Raw genomic sequence first — 17844 nt, forward strand, 5'->3', positions numbered from 1 at the left:
TTACAGCGCGAAGTCGCCGCCCATCTGGACGAACGCCTCGATCTGATCACACTAAAACCGAAAACCATTCTCGATGTCGGTGCCGGTACCGGCATTCTCACCGAAAAACTGGTGGCTCGTTACCCACAGGCTCGGACACTGGCGCTGGATTTATCCATTCAAATGCTGCAACAAGCCCGCCAGCACTTAATACAGCCAAAATGGCCAGGCCTGCCTAAATCGCTCAACAAAACGCTGACCAAGACCTTACAGCTCACCCGACCATCAGCTACTTGCCTGAATGGCGACGCCGCGCAACTGCCGTTAGCGGAGGATTCCGTTGACCTCATCACCACCAATCTGATGTTGCAATGGTGCGATGATCTGGATGCGGTGTTTCAGGAGTTTCGCCGTGTGCTGCGCCCGGAAGGTCTATTGATGCTCACCACCTTCGGGCCGGACACCTTGAAAGAATTACGCCAGGCCTGGTCGGAAGTGGATGACACCCCGCACGTCAACACCTTTATCGACATGCACGACATCGGCGACGCCCTGATTCGCAACGGCTTCGGGCAACCGGTGATGGATGTGGAGCACTTTACATTGACCTACAGCAAACCGATGGGCGTGCTGCGCGATCTCAAAGCCATCGGCGCCACGAATGCCACCGAAGGGCGACAGCACGGCTTGATGGGCAAACAGCGCTTTACCCGTATGTTAGAAGCCTATGAACAGTTCCGCCGCAATGGCGTGGTGCCCGCGACTTACGAAGTGATTCACGGCCATGCCTGGGCCGCGCAGGAAGTGGTGAAAGGCCCGAATCGCCGTCGCGATGGCTTGGTGGAAATCAGCCTGGACGAATTCGCCAAGCAAACCCGCCCGCGGTAAAACCCATTCAAACGAAAAGCCTTATTCGGCCTGATTGGCTTAATTGGCCTGTTCTGCCTGAACGGGCAAGAGCGACACGCCGATGACGGCGTTCAGGCCTTGCGATTGCAGTAGTTGTTGGAATTTCACGGTCAGATTTTCACGCGCCTGTTCGAAGCTGTGGGTGGCCTGACCTTTTAAATTCAGTTTATGACCGCCGATTTGCACCCCGTCGCTGAGTGCGCGAATGTTCAGCGCCATCCGTTCGATGTAGAAACCATAGGCTTGCGACTGCGCCACCTCTGCCATCAAACGAATCTGAGCTTTTTCGCCAGGCCTGGTCGTTTTCGCCATTTGAAACCCCGCCTGACTCAAAGCACCTTGCAAAGGCCCAACCAAGCGCTTCGCACCGGCATCGGCCGTCACCGCCAAGCGCATTTCGGCTTTTAAACGCGCGGCCTGTGCTTCAAAGCCTTGTAAAAAATCACTGTAAGGCTGCGCCTCAAACCCGGCTCGCAAGGTTTGCAAAATCCATAAACGTTGCCGAAATTCGGCCAAAGCGTCCAGACTGCGGCGATAAAAAACGTATTGCCCGAAAGCACCGTCTTTCTGATGGGCGCTTTCGGCCGTTTGCAATGTCTGCATTTGCGCATCCTGCTGACGTCGTAAATCCTCGAACAGAGCTTGACGGTCCAACGCTACCAACGCCACTGTTTTCCCGTAACCTAAGCGCTCCGCACGCTCGACCTGATAATCCCGAAGCTGAATGTTTGCCACCTGCGATTGAATTTGTTTTTCCGAGGTGCGTTCAGCATATTCATAATTGGATTGCGTCACCTGCAAATGGCTTTGAAAGGTCGCGGAAACCTGCACGCTCAACTTTGAAGCAATATCGACCAATGCGGCTTGCACCGCGTCTTTACGGCCACCCCCTTCTCCGACACCATAAAGTTGGCGTGCGGTATCGGGCGGCGGGTTCAAAAACCAGTCTGGTGTGGGTTTTTCGGCGCTGGAAAGTGGCTTGACATCCCCACCGACACAGGCGGTCAACGCCAACACGACAAAACCAAAAAGTAGGAATGGTTTCATTGCGATATCTGTGACAGCGCTTTTTCACGGTTGACCATCACCCGATCAATCCGCTTCACGGCTTCATTGATTTCGTCAACCGGCTCCACCTGCAAGTCATCCGCCAAGTGATAGAGTCGTCTGGCTTCAGCCAAATCGCCTTGGGCTTCTTTGACCACCCCCAGATCGTAAGCAGCCACATAAGAACGGTTATCCGTCGAATCCAGCAAGGTGCCCAGCATACGTTCGGCCTTGTCCAAACGTCCGGCTTCAATGTATTCGATGGCCAGCGACAGGGTTTTCTTCTGCTCGGCGCTGTAATCCATGTCCGGGTCGTCCAATAAGGTTACGGTCATTGTCGTGTAATGCGGCGTCAGCCTGTGAACGAAATCCGTGGCGATTTCCGATGCCAGCAACTCCAGTCCGGCGGATTTGGTCGGCAAGGTGCGGCTGTCGTCACGGCAATGCTTCCAACGACGACTTTTGGTAAAGGAATCCGCATGGATAATGTCGCCTTTCGACACATCGATCATCTTGATATTCGCGCCCATGGAGACGGTACGAATTTGGCAAGCCACGTTATAAACGCGATATTCGTTGCATTTTTTATTGGCACACTCCATGCGTTCTTCATAATGACGGTCGTCCCGCGCCGACGCAGAGGTCACCTCTCCGGCCACAAATGCCTGAGCACCCAAGAGTTCACCTGCTTCCACCAAACGATTTTCATTCACCACACCGCTGTACTGAAACTGCTGTTCCTGCAACAATTGATCCACTTCTTTGCGACTGACGGTGGTGAAATAGTAGTCGCCATCCAGTTTCTGCTTGGCCAGTGTCGCTTCAATTTTTCCGGCCAACCCCACCGTATCGCCTTCAAATGGCGACACTGCGATTTGCTTGGTGTGCGCCGCCCGATCAATCTGAGCCGGCTCCAGCACCTTCAGCTTCACCGTGGTGGTGCAAGCCGTCAGCATCCACGCCCCCGATACTAAAGCCAGGATACCTGCACCCTTCACAATGAACCTCTTGAACATTCCATATTCACCCTAAAATCGAAGACGTATCCTGCGCGTCGATTAAACCAACTCAATTAAACCAGCTTATGTTCTAACGCATCCATCAAGTCCAGAATCGAGTTCGACAGCTCCTGCACAATGATGAAATGCACTTTCGCCTCATCGTCCTGACCGTCGGCTTTCAAATCATAGACTTTCATCAAGTCTTTACGCAAGTTCGGATACAGCTGCGCCATCAAAGCAAATTCCGCCATATCGCCATAGCGTTCACGCCCTTCACCTTGCAGCCAATGGGTAAACCCGGTCGGGTTGTCGAAATCGGCCCGCGAAGCCTCACCAATATCGTTAATATAAGCCTGCAATTTATTTACCCAGTTTTTGAATGCGCGTCGAACCAAAGCACGATCCCAATTGTCTTCCGATTCCGGTTTGGACAGGGCGGAATGATCAACCTTAAAGCTCTCGATGACCGCCTGACCTCGCGTCAAACCACGCCCCATCGAATCCTTTTGTAAATGGAAGAATCCAACCTGGCTACGCATTTGATCGGCTTCACCGCGCAACCTTTCCGCCGCCGCAGCCGTTTCTTCGACTAGTGCGGCATTCTGCTGCGTGACACCATCCATACCCTCAATGGCACGATTGATTTGTTCGACACTTTGCGTTTGCTCACCATTCGCCAAAGCGATATCGGAAATGAATTGATGCATTTTCAAAATCACTTCCACAATGGACGCAAATTCCTGTTCGGAACGCTGCACAAGGGTCTCGCTGTGCGCGACCTGATTCACACTGGTTTCAATCAAGCTGCGAATGTCCTTAGCGGCGTCGGCCGACTTACCGGCTAGGGTACGGACCTCACCCGCCACCACCGCAAAACCACGACCCTGTTCACCGGCACGTGCCGCTTCCACCGCCGCATTCAGGGCTAACAAATTCGTCTGGAAGGCGATCGAATCAATCAACCCGATAATGTCGGAAATCTTCTGACTCGATTCGGACAGCTCTTTCATCGACACCATGGTCTGCGACATCACCTCCGCCCCCTCATCCGCCTGCTGTTTCGCGGAAGAGGCCAACGCAGAAGCTTTATTCGCGTTTTGCGCATTCTGACGCACGGTTTCGGTAATCATTTCCATCGACGAAACCGTCTCCTGCAGAGTCGCCGCCTGACTTTGAATACGATCCGATAAATCAGAACTGCCGGAAGCAATTTGATCCGACGCATCATTTACCGTGCGTGACGACACCATCAACTCGGAAATTGCTCGTCCCATGTTTTCCAATGAGGTATTAATGGCGTCTTTCATCACCCCGATTTTACCGAGATACTGCCCTTCGACTCGACGCGTCAAATCGCCTTCCGATTGCGCCACCACCACTTCAACCGCTTCGGTAATCCCGGCCTCCAGCTGATCCAGCGATTCGTTGACATTCTGTTTCAAGGCATCCAATTCCCCCATCAACGGGGTGGTCAAACGACTGGAAAAGTCGCCTGCCGCAATGGCCTTCATTGTGCCGTTAATACCGGAAACCGCTTCGTGCGTGGTGCGCATGGCATTTTGAAGATCACTGACCATCACTTTGAAATCGCCTTCGAAGTGCGCCTGAGATTCAAAGGAATAATTCGCGGCAATCAGATTCTGAATCGCGCGCTCCAACTCAGAAAGCACGCCCTGAATGTTTTCAGCCGATCGATTCACCTGTCCTTTTAGGGTGTCCAGATCGCCTTTGGCATCGGCTTCAATGCGATATTGCAGTTCCCCTTTCGACAAGGCCGAAATCATATCGGAAACGCTGATCATCAAGTGCTGAACCGACGTCACATATAAATTAAAGCTTTTCGCCATCTGTCCGATTTCATCGTCCAGCACCACATCGGACCGCACGGACAAACTGCCTTCATCCGAAGCGATGCGCAGTTTTTGCGTCAATTTTTTCATCGGTTTCAAAACATACTGCCGCATCCGCCAAAACACCTGAATCAACAACAGGATAAAGCCGCCGGACATGGCTGCCTGAGCCACATAAATCATGAAATAGGTATCGCTGAGAAGCTTGTCGAGAATGTTCATTGGCTCGGAAATCAGATGCGCCCCCGTCACCTCATCGCCTTCTCGAATCTCGCCCAACACCAGAAAATCGTCGCCCACTACCGCCTGCCCCGCCTGCGTCAGCTGCTGCAATACCGCAGGCGTGACCAGCGAACGCAACGGCGATTCGTCAAAACCGGCTGCAAACTCACCGTTTTGCGGTGTTCCCTGAAGCGCGGCGTAAAAGTGACGCGACTGCATCTCCATATCCGCCAGATGCTGCAATGGCAGACTCAACACGACCAGGCCAATGGTTTTCTCGCCATAAGGTACCGGCACCAGTGCTTGAATGAAGCCGCCTTCGGCTTGAAATTGAATGCGGGTTTGTGGGGCATCCGGCATCCCCTCTACGGCAATCGGCACGCCACTGGCGGCCACCTGCTTGAGGCCTTCGTCAAAAATCGCCAAGCCGATGCCGTCCATATTGGCACGTTTAACATACTGATCGTAATTGACCTGCACGATTTGCCACAAAACCGTGTCCTGATGATCGTACAGCCCGTAAATCACAGCCGAATTGCCCGCAATCCCCACCGCATTGGTCAAGGCAATCTGGCTTTGACTGGCCACTTCCGAGTCCAGATTCTTCAACAACAGTTCCTGTCGTTCCAACACCGCACCTTCAAACAGATTATCCGCCACATTCTGAAGGTACAGTTGCAAGGCCGCACTCCAGATGATCGCCATCACAATCAACGGCAGAATGGTTTTGCCCATAATGCTCTTTCTTGGCAAGGGGCTCCAGCGGTTCAGCCTTTGCGACCAGGGCGTCACCAAAGCGCCTTTTTTAATTAACAAGCGACCGTTACGAATGGCCTGATACGCCTGTTCCGCCTCCACAACCGTTTCCGGCTTCATCGCATTGCGAACGGATTTGTAGCCGACCACCTCACCGTTGATTCGAACCGGGGCAATATTGGACTCCACCCAATAATGATCACCATCTTTGCGCCGATTTTTCACATACTGATGCCAAGGCTCACCGCGCTTCAAGCACGCCCATAAATCGGCAAACACTGCCTCCGGCACATCTGGGTGACGAATCATATTATGGGGCTGGCCTTTCAACTCTTCCCATGTGTAGCCGCTGGCCTGTAAGAACGCTTCGTTCGCATAAACAATGCGCCCCTGCAGGTCTGTTTCCGACACCAGAATACTGCCTTCAGCCAATCGGTATTCCTGTTGCGTCACCGGTCCGTTATTTTTCATTTTTCAATTCCTAATCAACGACGGCCTTCCAGTCCAGCCGGCACCGAACCCATCAACCCAAAATTTTGCGGATCTTGAGGTTATTCGGATTATTTGGGTTAAAACTTCAGTAAATTCTTTAACTGATCGCCCACCGCTTTTTTCGCTTCTTTTTCCACTTGCTGCTGAGCCTGCTCTTTCGCGAGTGCCTCTATGTCATAATTAAGTATTTTTTCCAGTGTATCTGCATCCGCTTTCAATTGCGCCTGCTCGCCCAGCAACCCTTTCAACTGTGCGTTAATCGGTGTCAGCTCCTGTTGCAATCGCTCGTTAATCTGACCTTTGAATTGTGATTTCAGCTGCTGTAATTCCTGACCGACCACCTTTTTAAAGGCGCCGGACAGGATTTTATCCAAGTCAGAACGCGCCTGAATCTTCGGTGCCAGCACATCGCCGGACACTTGAGTCTTCACCGTAAACGTTTTCACATCATCGAATAGCGGTGCCACGTAACGCTGCACCTCCTTCGAATCCGTCTCACTGACATCCAGTGTCACCTTTTGAAAGGCCATATCCACCTTGGCATTGACCTCATCCACGCCCACCAGCGATACAGAACCGTCAATATCGACCACACCCTGCTGCATCACCACCGGCAAGGTGGCATCACCAGACAAACGCCAATTGGAAACCGCATACCCCGGCCAAGAAATACGGGCTTGATTCAGCGGCGCTTGCGGATCGATAAAATTGCTTTCACCAATAATGCGTAACGATTGCTTGGCCGTTGCGCCCTTTGGCTGCCCGAAAATCTCAAATAACACCGGCAACCTCGAAGCCGGATGATCGAAGGTCACCTGCCGCAGATGAAACACCAGGTCGCCCCAATCCAAGGTTCCGGAGCCGTTGATTTCCTTAACGATAAAATCCGGTTGCGGGTCATATTCGGTAAAGGCCACATCGGTACCCAGCGCTCGCTCCGGCGCGCTCGTTTCGCTCGCGTCCGCCTGATACGACGCCTGCATTTCGCGCAGTCGCGCGATAAAGGGTTCCAGCTTGCGATACCAGTTCAATCCTTGATCGGTCCAATATTGAATCTGCGGTCCAAACAACAGATAGGTGGCATTCGACAGCCCAGATGAATCCAACGAATACTTCGACATCAAGCGCCGATAATCCTTTTCCGGCAAGTCTTTCAGCGCCACCACGTCCTGTTGCACTTTCGGCAAACGGTTCAAAAGCAAGTCTTGTGCCTTTTCCAAAGTGGCTTTTTGCGATTCCAGCTCCGCCTGCAGTTTCAGAATATCGTCTTTTTTCGCCAACAGGGTTTTCGCATCGTTTTCACCTTGCGTTAAAGCTTCAAACCGTTTTTGGTAGTCGCGCAGCTGCGCCTCGGTCGGCAGGTCTTTTTGCAGGTTTGACCAGGCCTGGTCAATGTCATTCAGTTGCGTCTGTATGCGCTTGGCGGCTTCCAGTGTGTCCAATTTTTCGCGTGCCAAAATGGCCTGAGGATCCGGCAAGGCCACGGTCGGCATTTTCAACCCCAAACGATCCGCGGCCCGCCCCACGGCCGTTGCGCTTTCGGATACCGCTGCATTCGTCAAAGCCCCGGAAGTCTCGCGCGGCTGATGCAGTGCCAGCCCGGTAAAATGCACTTCTTCAATCACCGTGCGCCCCACCACCAGATGGTACAAATTTAAAGAGGCACTGATCCGTTCCAACACCATCAAATTTTCCATCGGCTGATCTGGGTCGGTCACTTGCAAATCCCGCAAGCCAACGGAAATGGGTAAGATTCCGACATGAAGCGAACCGATTTCGATTTTCGCGCCCCAAGCTTTAGAGCCAAGCGTTTCCAACTGATTTTTCAACACAGCGGTAAAACTGAAATAACTGATGGCGAACACTAACGCCACCACCAGCCCTAAAATGCCCAGGCCTGACCAGCGAATCCAGCCTTTGGATTGCAAAGATTGCGGGAAGTGCGACGCTTGCGTATTGTCGGCTTGATTCTGAGTTGCGCCTGCGTTTGGGTCTGTTTGAGTCGTCTGATTCATTGCATCACCTTCGAAACCAATCCTGCCTTGTCGGCGCCGTTTAACAGTTGCACGATTTTAAATTGATTGACCCACACCAGAAAACGCTGGCGATAGGTTTTCACCAACCACAGGAAAACCCCAAAGGCCGGAAGACTGAGCAGGTACGCCGTCACCACACTGCCCATCACAATGGAATTATTAAAATGCAGCCAACGCCAGAAGGCGTTGTTATAAAGGTCGGTGAACAGCGACTGCAAGGCCGATGCCTGCAAAATGGCCAAGCCGATCTGATGGAAGACTGGATCCAGCAAATAAGCCAATCCACTGAAAAATACCGTTGCAACGATCACGGCGGAAAGATTGACACGCAGAAAAGCAATCAAAAACAACGTCAGCAGATTGTGCGGAAACAACAAGGGCGTTAGCCCGAGAATCATCCCCAGCACAAAGGACAATGCAATTTGCCCCGGTGCCTGATTGGCGTTCAACGCCTTAAACAGTTTCACTAACATCGACATCCATTCATCCCCTTACCTTCCTAACCTGAAATTTTGACTGCCATTGCGCAAGGCTCCAGCGGCCTAGCCGCCTGTCGGATTAAAGCGGCTAGGTCATCTCCTGTGGATCCACATCCAGCGACCAGCGCACTTTTCTGGCCAGCGGCATGGCATACAGCATCGGCTCCACCTGCGCCAGCCAACGATGCAACGCTGGGCGGTCATGGCTCTGCAACAACAACTGATAACGGTAACGCCCCTGACGCCGGAGCATCGGCGCACTCACCGGCCCCCAGACGTGCGGCGAAGCCTCAGCGGAATCGGATGACGCCCCTCTCCCCGTCTGAGCACTAAGCACATTTAACCCTTCCATTTTAGCAAAGTTCAACTGACTTTTAACCTCATTTAAAAACGCCCAACCCGCTTGTGCCTCAACCGACTCGGCACGCATCATCACCTGATAAGCAAAAGGCGGCACCCCAGCCAAGCGACGCTCCTGCAAGGCCTGTTCTGCAAAAGCACCGTACCCCTGTTCCACCAACACCTTCAGCAAGGGATGTTCCGGGTGATGCGTCTGAATCCAGACCTCTCCTGCCTGCTCAGCACGTCCTGCGCGACCGGAGACCTGCACCACCAGTTGCGCCATGCGTTCGGCGGCGCGAAAATCGCAACTGAACAACCCTTGGTCAATGTCCAGCAAGCCGACCAAAGTCACTTTCGGAAAATGGTGCCCTTTGGCCAGCATTTGCGTGCCAATTAAAATGTCCGCTTCCCCCAGGCTGGCCTGTTCGGTCAAGGCCAGCATCTGGCCTTTATTGCGCGTGGTGTCGCGATCGACCCGCAGCACGCGATAATCCGCAAACCAAGCCGAGACAAGCTGCTCCAACCGCTCCGTGCCCTGACCCACTTTCACAAATTCGCTGGCACCACAGCTGGGGCAGTGCATAGGGGCTTTTTCCTGATGCCCGCAATGATGGCACCGTAATTCATTCACTTGATGGTGATAGGTCAAATTAGCATCGCAGCTTGGGCAGGCCGCCTGCCAACCACAGTCATGGCACATCAGCACCGGCGCATAACCGCGCCGATTCAAAAACAGCAACACCTGTCCACCCGCCTGCAAATGCCTGTGCATTTGTGCTTTTAGCGCCTCGGACACCCCCTCTTCCAGCGGTTGACCGCGCACATCCAGCAACCGCACATCCGGCATTTGCGCAACACCCGCCCGCTGCGTTAATCGCAACCAGTGATAGCGCCCGCACTTGGCGTTCTGAAGGCTTTCCAATGAGGGCGTCGCCGACCCCAACACCACCGGCACTTTTTCCAACTGCGCCCGACGCACCAAACAATCCCGCGCCGAATAACGGAAACCGTCCTGTTGCTTGAAGGACAAATCATGCTCTTCATCCATAATGCACAAGCCAAGATTGTCAAACGGCGTGAAAATCGCCGAACGCGTCCCCAGCAACACCGACACCTGATGGGTTTTCACCAGCGACCAGGCGCAATGACGTTCTTTATCGTTCAAACCGGAATGCATCACCGCCACCGGCGCTTGCAAATAGGCTTCGAAACGCTTGACCGTTTGCGGCGTCAGACCGATTTCCGGCACCAGCACCAGCACTTGTTTGCCTTGCGCAATGATGGCTTCAATCAAGCCGAGATACACCTCGGTTTTGCCGCTGCCGGTCACGCCTTCCAACAAATGCGCCTGAAAGCCTTTTTGCGCCAACACCTGATCCACGGCGGCTTGTTGCTCGGTATTCAAGCAATGACCAGGCCTGGTTAATGTTTCCCTGGGCGGCAGGGCATGCAGACAATTTTTTTCGATTTCCTCGACCCAGTCTTTTTCGATAAAACGCTTCATCGGCAAACGCCAACCACTGAGCACCGCATTCAATGCCTCGGCGGTGACGGCGTCGGTTTGAGCAGACATCGCTTCGAACAGCGCTTTTTGTTGGGTGGCATTCGCGGCAATTTGAGACTCGGCGGCCTGTCCGGTTTCGGTCAACTGCCAGGCGGGCACGCCTTCCACCGTCAAAGATTCGCCCTGTCGAATCCGTTTCGGCAAAGCGGTTTGCATCACGTTGCCGATGGGTTCGTGATAATAACGGCTCGACCACAATAACAGCGCCATTTCCGTCTCGGAAAAAATCGGCTCAGCGTCCAACACCCTGTCGATGGATTTGATTTTAGTGGATTCAACCTCGGCTTCATCAGTCAACGCCATCACAACACCGACTAAACGCTTATTGCGGAACGGCACCGTGACACGGCCACCAACAACGGGCAGAATTTCCTTCTGTGTTGAGGAGCTGAGGAGCTTTGCATCCGCCGGAGCCGCATCCGGTTCCAAGGCCAGCGACAGGTTCGCGGTTTCCGCAAGGGTTTCGTCGCCAACCTCGTTCGGGTCGGCTTGCAACGCATAATCCAACGGCGCCAAAAACGGTCCGGGCACGGCCACTTTTACGAACATAACGCACCCACCTTTATTGCGGCAATTCTTAAACCGTTTTGCATGCATTCCTCGTCCACGACTCTGAAAACACCCCTGAAAAATAAAATTTATTGTACCCGCTTATCAACACAAGTTCAGACAGGCCGCGCTTTTTCGGAAGGATCAATATTCTTTATGGCTTCTATGGATTTTCCATCGCCATCTTACGCCGAACCCGCTACACTATAAGCCTTACTATAAGCCCTGCGCTTCACCATTACATTCAAATTTTATGAACAAGGACGCTGATAATGCTTGAGAACCGTCGCCATTTTACGATGCTTCACCGTGTGATTCACTGGGGCATTGCCCTGACGATGCTGTTTATTTTGCTGACCATTCTGTTGCGAATGGGGTGGATGGAAAAGCACACTGTGGCTGATATTATCACCAGCTCCCCCCAGATGGCACAATACAACATCAGCGAGGCCGATGCCGTCAAAGCCGCCAAAGCGATTCGCGGCAATATGTTCCAGTGGCATTTGTATGCCGGTTATCTGATGGGCGTACTACTGCTGGCGCGCTTGGCTTATACCACCTCGCAAGGCATTTTCTACAAAGGCCCTTTTAGTGCCGAAGCCGATTTACGCGAAAAGTTCCAGGCCTGGGTGTACATCGCTTTTTACACTGGCGTCGCGCTTTCCGTGATGACGGGGCTTTACATGAAATTCGGCCCCGACAATGCACTGGGCGACATCGCCAAAGACGTTCATGTGCTGGCGTTGTGGTATTTAATCCCCTTCCTGATTCTGCATATGGGCGGTCTGATACTCGGCGAAAACGGCAAGGAAAAAGGCATCGCTTCAAAAATGATCGGTGGCTAAGAAAATCCGCTGAACGCCGACGGCCAATGCGCCTCGGGAATATCGTAGAGTTGGCAGATATTGGAACGCGTCAACAGCGCTTGCGGTGCGCCGTCCCGCAGAATTTCCCCTTTCTGCATCATAAGCGTGCGGGTGGCGGACATCATCGCTTGCTCCGGGTGGTGGGAAGTAAACAGAATGCAACGATGGTCCTCACCCAAGTCGCGGATTTTCTCCAGCAATTTAATCTGATTGCCGAAGTCCAATCCATTGGTGGGTTCGTCCATTAAAATATACGGCGTCTCTTGCGCCAAGGCCCGAGCAATCAGCACCAACTGGCGTTGCCCGCCGGACAATTCGGTGTAAGGGCGTTGCTTTAAATGCCCGATGCCAAGCAAGTCCAACGCCTCTTCGGCGCGTTGCCGGTCGGCTTGACCGGCGCGGTACCATTGCGATTCGGCCGCCACCACACCCATCAACACCATGTCCAGCACGGCATACCCAAACGCCAGCCGATGATACTGCGGTACATAACTGACCAAACGGGCCTGTGCTTTCGGCGTCAAGCTATCCGCGACGTCACCGTTGATGAGCACGCGCCCGGCCGTTTTCGGGTGCAACCCCAGCAGGGTTCGCAGCAAAGTGGTTTTACCACAACCGTTCGGGCCAAGCAGACTGATGATTTCACCGGCATTCAACGAGAGGTTCAAATCGGAAAACACCGGCTGATCGCCATACGCCGCCGCCAGAGATTGAATCTGTATCATCGCCGCTCAATCCCGTCGTTGAATGCGCACGCCCAAGTCGGCCGGTTTGGCGTGGTAGAGCGAACTGAGCACGATGCCATCCACGCCACTGGCGGCATAGGCCACCACATTGTCACGGCGAATGCCACCGGCCATCAGCACCTTTAATGCCGGAAAAGCGGTTTTCAAGGATTGACACCATAAAACCAGATCATCGACCGGCACCTTGTCAAATTGAATGGCATCGGCACCGGCTTCAGCCGCCTGAACCGCCTGCTCCAGGTCGTCGCACTCCACCATGATTTTCTTTTCACAGGCCGCCGCTTTCATTTTCTGAATCGCTCTAGGCAAGGCCTCGCGTCCGCCAATCACATTTAAATGATTTTCAAAAATCAACACCGTTTCCGACAACCCTAAACGATGCGGGTAGGCGCCGCCGGACAGGATCGCTTTGATCAGTTGTTTTTTCATCCCCGGCGCATGTTTGCGTGTCACCAGCAGCGGAATATCCCGCGCCCGCTGAACCGCTGCCACCATCTCCGCAGTGGCGGTGGAAACACCGCATCCGGTTTCCAGCAGATTCATCGCCACCTTCCAACCACGGTGCAAGGCATCGCCGCGCCCGGCCACTTTCAAAATTTCGGTGCCGCTCTCAACCTGACGACCACTCGCTTCACAGAAAAGGATTTCGGCACCCAATTGCTCAAAAAGACGCCCCGCTTCTTCGGTCAATGTCAGACAAGTAGCATGCCGAGTGGTGACCGTCAGTTCACAATATTGCGCCTCGATTCCCAGCAAGTGCGACGTCAAATCGACCAAAGGGGCGTCTTCATTGATCCACTGCGCGATTTCTTCATTGCTAAACCAAACCATCATCTTGCCTTATCCTTACGTGTCTAAAAACCATTACGAAATATACTTTATTACATATTGAAAAAGCAAAAAAACCCAAGCCTAAAAGACCCAGGCCTGGGTTTTTCAATGTCGAATCAAATTTCGATCAATCCACTGCAACCATCACATTGCTGGCTTTGACGATGGCATAGGCTTCTTTCCCAACCGCTAAGCCCAAAGATTCGGCGGAATTTTTAGTGATAATGGACACCAGCTCCACACCCGGGGCCACTTCAATAACCACCTCGGTATTCACCGCGCCGGTCTGAATGGCCTTAACCGTCCCTTTCACTTGATTTCTTGCACTGAATTTCATTTAAATAACTCCTATTCATTGTTCGGTATATCGTTAACGGCATATGGCCTTTTATCCATATTACCAAAACAACACAACCATTTGATTTTATTAATATTTAATGCAAATATATTAAACTCAAAACCGATAGGAGATGTCAATCTCCATCGCTTAATTATGCGAGATTCCCTCAGGGCTGCCACCCTTTACGGACGTTTTTCAGCGCCCAGGCAAATACCGGCAACCCAATCAATGCCGTCAGAATGCCGAGCGGAATTTCCACCGTCAACGCCAGCCGAGCGACGTTATCGACCACCAGCAGATAAATCGCCCCAATCAGCGCCGACGCCGGTAACAGAAACCGGTTGTCAGCCCCGAACAGCAAACGGGTCAGGTGCGGAATCACCAGCCCAACCCAGCCGATCATGCCGCCCAACGTCACGGTAATGGCCCCTAAAAAGGTCGCCAGCACAATCACCAATAACCGTTTTCGTTCCACTGAAACACCCAAAGTTCGTGCTTCGTCATCGCCCAAGCTCAACACGTTCAAAGTATGCCCCTGAACCATCAGCAAAACCATGCCCATCAACATAAACGGTGCCAACCATAACAGTAAACTGCCCTCCACATTCGCCAGCGACCCCATCAACCAATAAACAATGGCCGGCAGTTTGTTGTAAGGGTCGGCCACGTATTTCACCACCGACAACAAGGCGGTAAACAAAGCGCCGGCAATCATGCCGCCCAGCACCAGAATGGTCAGATTATTGCGCAGTTCCCCCTTCGCCAGCATCAAGGCGATGAACACCGCCAGCAAACCGAACCCGAAACTCAATAACTGCATCATCCACACACTGTCAAACAGCAGAATACCCAAAGATGCGCCGAAAGCCGAACCGGATAACACGCCCAATACGCCCGGCGATACCAGCGGATTCATAAACAGCGCTTGAAAAGCGGTGCCTGCCACGGCCAGCGCCGCGCCAATCAACACCGCCGCAATAATTCGCGGCAAACGGACATCGAGCATGATATTGACCAGCAACTGATTGACTTCACCTTCCTGAGAGGTCAATGACCACCCTAACTGTTGCAAACTGGACAGCGGTGCAAAGTCGTAACGCCCCAACGTCAGCGACACCAAAGCCGTTAACAGCAGTCCCCCGAACAAAAGCCCGAACGCACCCAGCTTCATGTGCTGTGCCTCGCACTTAAATCCCCACTTAACGCCGCCTGCACCTGCGGCCAAACCGCCAACACAAACCATTCGAACTGTTTAAGGCGTTGCTCGGGGCTGGACGTCAGCGGGTTCAAGGCCAAACGCGTTACCCCGGCACACTGCAACGCCAACACCTGCCCGACAATGTCCTGAGGCGTGCCCACCAGCATGCGCTGCAAGAGTTCGTCCGGCGATAATTTCGCCATAGGACCTTGCCCTTTGCCCCAAAGCTGCGATTTTTGCGCCCGGAAAGATTCGATATGTTGCCAAGCCAAGCGACGCGCCTGCTCCGGGTCCTCGTCCATAAACAGCCCGCGCGCCGCCATCAGGTCAGGCCTGGCAGATTCCGGATGAGCCTGCCGATACACGCCTGCATTCCGTTCAATCCGTTGCACATCCCAAAACTGCGCGGCCATCAGCCCAAGATCGTGCCGGGCGGCCATTGCCAAACTGCTGTCATCGGCACTGGCGATAAAAGTGTCACGATGGGTGAAACCGCCTTTCGGGATTAAATTAACGGCATCCCATTGATAGAAGTCGCCCTGATGCGTCACCACCTCGCCTTTCAACAAATCCAGCATGGCCGGCACCGCTTCATTCATGCGCTCCCGCGACGCCGATTGCTCCGCTTTGAACACCGCATTCTGAGATTCAAACGGCCCGCCTTTGGCAAACCCGCACAACACCCGACCCGGTGCCAAGGCCGATAAAGTCGCCAATTGTTCCGCCACGCTAATCGGGTTGTGAAACCCCACCAAAACCGCCGCCGCGCCCAGTTTCAAACATCGCGTTTTCGCCAAAAAGTGCGACATCAGCAAAGTGGGCACCGGCGTCAAACTGTAAGCATTGAAATGATGCTCCGTCACCCAGGCTTCTTCATAGCCGAGGGTTTCCAACGACACCGCCAAATCGGTGAATCGCTGGTAGGTTCGGGTCGCACCTTCATCCCCCAAAGGCGTGACGTGAAACATGGCCCCGAGCGTCAAGGTGTTTTCAGCGCGCATTCAAGGTTCCTCCCGCCAGGATATGACTCACCTGAACATCGGTCAGCGTCACTTGAAAAAACTGCTGATAGAAGCGTTTGACCTGCGCCGCCATATCAATGCGCACCTGATCGCCATACAGGCGGTTCATCAGCCATTGACTGGCCAGCAAGCGCATAAACGACGGTGGGCGATCCATCCAACGGAAGGGCGTTTGCGGCATAAAGAACACCTGCTGATGGCGCACCGCTTTCAAGTTGGCCCACTTGGGATCACGATACACCTTGTCGTAAAAACGGCGCTCCTGCGTCACAATCGCGTCCGGGTCGTATTTCAGAAGCTGCTCGAAATTGATGGCGACTTTTCCAAAACGACTTTGCTGTGCGGCCTCACCCGGACAGATATGTGGGTTTAAACCGCCAGCCAAGGGAATCACCTCGGAATGAATGGAACCTCGGCACTCGGTCATCAGACCGTTCGGCGACTCGGCGTAATAAACGGTTTTGACCGGCACGCCGGACGCCGCCAGTAAATCACGGCGTTGCGCTTGCAAGGTCAAGAGTCGCTCAGCGTCCTGTGCTAAGGCCTCACCCCGCTCCGGCACGCCCAGCCATTGGCCAAGACGACGAAATCCCTCTGGGTAATCCGATAACACGTCCAATTGCAACTGACATACCGGCACCCCCAAGTCTTTCAAGGTCTGCTGACGGCTGACGTCCACCGTTGCCCCGGACATCACGATCAAATCCGGCTGATTGGCCAGCAACACTTCCATGTTCGGCGTGCGCCCTTGACCGAACCAACCACCGATGACCGGCAAATCAAAACTGGCGTCAGGGAAAATCCCTTTGGCCTGTGGCGACGGCGGAAAGTTCCAGCCGGCCAGTTTGTCCGGCGCCACAGCCATCACCAGATAGGCCAGCACCGGATTGGCGGCATACACCTTAGACACCGTTGCCGGCGGTTGACAAACATCGTCCCCGGCCGACAAGGCCGGGTGACTGACAAAACAGAGTGCGACGAATACCCACATTCGTAAACGAAGACAGCGTGCGATAAGCATTCTAAACATCCAAATGGTAATCAAGGCTCCCGCTCTCATCGGCAGCCGAAAATAAAAAAAGGCTCAAACACACTGGGTATGCTTGAACCAACCTCCTCCAAGGTAAATGACAGATAACAGAGTTAGAGGAAAAGGGTTACGGCGACTCAGCTCACGAGCCAACCGCGAAAATCAATAACGGGCATGCAGATTTACCCACACAGTACGACCCGGCATCGGATCACCTTCCGAAATTTCATAATCGGTGTCCAAGGCGTTTTTCAACACCACATTGGTGCTGAAGTGCTTGTTGATGTCGTAAGCCGCCGACAGGTTCCACAAATTAAATCCGGCGGTGGGGCGGCGGCCATCGCTGCTGCTTTCGGCACCGTCCTGATAATGCCAATCCACACCCAGCTGCCATTTCGGCGCCGGGTACCAATCGCCATACAGGCTCACCTTGTTTTTCGGCGAATAGGTGGCCACCAGATCCTTGTCACTCAGCTCACGATCGACATAGGCATAGGCGGCGGCCACATCAATGGTCTCGGTGACCGGCATATTCAACTGCAGCTCCACCCCCTTGGTGCTACCGGTGCCCACATTCTGATTTTG

The 17844-nt window shown here is 53.5% G+C and carries 15 protein-coding genes; 2 read left to right on the forward strand and 13 right to left on the reverse strand.

The window, feature by feature from the left end:
- A partial coding sequence (gene bioC / locus ACP5D0_RS05995) for a malonyl-ACP O-methyltransferase BioC (RefSeq protein ID WP_472364752.1) occupies positions 1 to 867 on the forward strand: 867 nt, incomplete at its 5' end.
- A 39-nt stretch (positions 868 to 906) separates the two neighbouring features.
- On the opposite strand, the gene ACP5D0_RS06000 is transcribed toward bioC, so the two are convergent.
- From ACP5D0_RS06000 to ACP5D0_RS06025, 6 genes are all read right to left on the reverse strand, one after another.
- Positions 907 to 1935 (reverse strand): LPP20 family lipoprotein, encoded by a 1029-nt coding sequence (locus ACP5D0_RS06000; protein WP_472364753.1) that lies wholly within the window; start codon positions 1933 to 1935, stop codon positions 907 to 909.
- Complete coding sequence (locus ACP5D0_RS06005) at positions 1932 to 2951, reverse strand: CsgG/HfaB family protein (protein ID WP_472364754.1); 1020 nt, start codon at positions 2949 to 2951, stop codon at positions 1932 to 1934. The genes ACP5D0_RS06000 and ACP5D0_RS06005 overlap by 4 nt, the downstream gene beginning before the upstream one ends.
- A gap of 56 nt (positions 2952 to 3007) precedes the next feature.
- Positions 3008 to 6235: a methyl-accepting chemotaxis protein gene (locus ACP5D0_RS06010; RefSeq protein WP_472364755.1), complete on the reverse strand. Its 3228-nt coding sequence runs from the start codon at positions 6233 to 6235 to the stop codon at positions 3008 to 3010.
- A gap of 98 nt (positions 6236 to 6333) precedes the next feature.
- Complete coding sequence (locus ACP5D0_RS06015) at positions 6334 to 8271, reverse strand: TIGR03545 family protein (protein WP_472364756.1); 1938 nt, start codon at positions 8269 to 8271, stop codon at positions 6334 to 6336.
- Positions 8268 to 8771, reverse strand: coding sequence for a DUF2062 domain-containing protein (locus tag ACP5D0_RS06020; RefSeq protein WP_472364757.1), 504 nt, complete (start codon positions 8769 to 8771; stop codon positions 8268 to 8270). Before ACP5D0_RS06020 ends, ACP5D0_RS06015 begins: the two co-directional genes overlap by 4 nt.
- A gap of 88 nt (positions 8772 to 8859) precedes the next feature.
- Positions 8860 to 11226, reverse strand: a complete 2367-nt coding sequence (locus ACP5D0_RS06025) for a primosomal protein N' (RefSeq protein WP_472364758.1) — start codon at positions 11224 to 11226, stop codon at positions 8860 to 8862.
- A 272-nt stretch (positions 11227 to 11498) separates the two neighbouring features.
- Between ACP5D0_RS06025 and ACP5D0_RS06030 the strand changes: the two genes are divergently transcribed.
- Positions 11499 to 12071, forward strand: a complete 573-nt coding sequence (locus ACP5D0_RS06030) for a cytochrome b/b6 domain-containing protein (RefSeq protein WP_472364759.1) — start codon at positions 11499 to 11501, stop codon at positions 12069 to 12071.
- Here the strand turns inward: ACP5D0_RS06030 and ACP5D0_RS06035 are convergent.
- The 7 genes from ACP5D0_RS06035 to ACP5D0_RS06065 form a co-directional block, all read right to left on the reverse strand.
- Positions 12068 to 12817, reverse strand: a complete 750-nt coding sequence (locus ACP5D0_RS06035; RefSeq protein ID WP_472364760.1) for an ABC transporter ATP-binding protein — start codon at positions 12815 to 12817, stop codon at positions 12068 to 12070. The genes ACP5D0_RS06030 and ACP5D0_RS06035 overlap by 4 nt on opposite strands.
- Positions 12818 to 12823: 6 nt before the next feature.
- Positions 12824 to 13672, reverse strand: a complete 849-nt coding sequence (gene modD / locus ACP5D0_RS06040) for a ModD protein (protein ID WP_472364761.1) — start codon at positions 13670 to 13672, stop codon at positions 12824 to 12826.
- Between the two features lie 124 nt (positions 13673 to 13796).
- The gene (locus tag ACP5D0_RS06045) at positions 13797 to 14006 is read right to left on the reverse strand and encodes a TOBE domain-containing protein (RefSeq protein ID WP_472364762.1); all 210 of its coding nucleotides are present in this window, start codon (positions 14004 to 14006) and stop codon (positions 13797 to 13799) included.
- 169 nt (positions 14007 to 14175) lie between these two features.
- Complete coding sequence (locus ACP5D0_RS06050) at positions 14176 to 15180, reverse strand: FecCD family ABC transporter permease (protein ID WP_472364763.1); 1005 nt, start codon at positions 15178 to 15180, stop codon at positions 14176 to 14178.
- Complete coding sequence (locus ACP5D0_RS06055) at positions 15177 to 16208, reverse strand: LLM class flavin-dependent oxidoreductase (RefSeq protein WP_472364764.1); 1032 nt, start codon at positions 16206 to 16208, stop codon at positions 15177 to 15179. Before ACP5D0_RS06055 ends, ACP5D0_RS06050 begins: the two co-directional genes overlap by 4 nt.
- Complete coding sequence (locus tag ACP5D0_RS06060) at positions 16198 to 17250, reverse strand: ABC transporter substrate-binding protein (protein ID WP_472364765.1); 1053 nt, start codon at positions 17248 to 17250, stop codon at positions 16198 to 16200. Before ACP5D0_RS06060 ends, ACP5D0_RS06055 begins: the two co-directional genes overlap by 11 nt.
- Positions 17251 to 17421: 171 nt before the next feature.
- On the reverse strand, positions 17422 to 17844 hold a 423-nt coding region (locus ACP5D0_RS06065; protein ID WP_472364766.1), incomplete at its 5' end, for a TonB-dependent receptor domain-containing protein.

Origin of the sequence: Hydrogenovibrio sp., assembly GCF_049975065.1 — a bacterium.
Taxonomy (GTDB): Bacteria; Pseudomonadota; Gammaproteobacteria; order Thiomicrospirales; family Thiomicrospiraceae; genus Hydrogenovibrio.

Coding starts and splice junctions, on each gene's coding strand:
- ACP5D0_RS06000 (WP_472364753.1), bottom strand. CDS start 1,935: ATGAAACCATTCCTACTTTTTGGTTTTGTCGTGTTGGCGTTGACCGCC.
- ACP5D0_RS06060 (WP_472364765.1), bottom strand. CDS start 17,250: ATGCTTATCGCACGCTGTCTTCGTTTACGAATGTGGGTATTCGTCGCA.
- modD (WP_472364761.1), bottom strand. CDS start 13,672: ATGATGGTTTGGTTTAGCAATGAAGAAATCGCGCAGTGGATCAATGAA.
- ACP5D0_RS06055 (WP_472364764.1), bottom strand. CDS start 16,208: ATGCGCGCTGAAAACACCTTGACGCTCGGGGCCATGTTTCACGTCACG.
- ACP5D0_RS06020 (WP_472364757.1), bottom strand. CDS start 8,771: ATGTCGATGTTAGTGAAACTGTTTAAGGCGTTGAACGCCAATCAGGCA.
- ACP5D0_RS06045 (WP_472364762.1), bottom strand. CDS start 14,006: ATGAAATTCAGTGCAAGAAATCAAGTGAAAGGGACGGTTAAGGCCATT.
- ACP5D0_RS06030 (WP_472364759.1), top strand. CDS start 11,499: ATGCTTGAGAACCGTCGCCATTTTACGATGCTTCACCGTGTGATTCAC.
- ACP5D0_RS06010 (WP_472364755.1), bottom strand. CDS start 6,235: ATGAAAAATAACGGACCGGTGACGCAACAGGAATACCGATTGGCTGAA.
- ACP5D0_RS06050 (WP_472364763.1), bottom strand. CDS start 15,180: ATGAAGCTGGGTGCGTTCGGGCTTTTGTTCGGGGGACTGCTGTTAACG.
- ACP5D0_RS06035 (WP_472364760.1), bottom strand. CDS start 12,817: ATGATACAGATTCAATCTCTGGCGGCGGCGTATGGCGATCAGCCGGTG.
- ACP5D0_RS06025 (WP_472364758.1), bottom strand. CDS start 11,226: ATGTTCGTAAAAGTGGCCGTGCCCGGACCGTTTTTGGCGCCGTTGGAT.
- ACP5D0_RS06005 (WP_472364754.1), bottom strand. CDS start 2,951: ATGTTCAAGAGGTTCATTGTGAAGGGTGCAGGTATCCTGGCTTTAGTA.
- ACP5D0_RS06015 (WP_472364756.1), bottom strand. CDS start 8,271: ATGAATCAGACGACTCAAACAGACCCAAACGCAGGCGCAACTCAGAAT.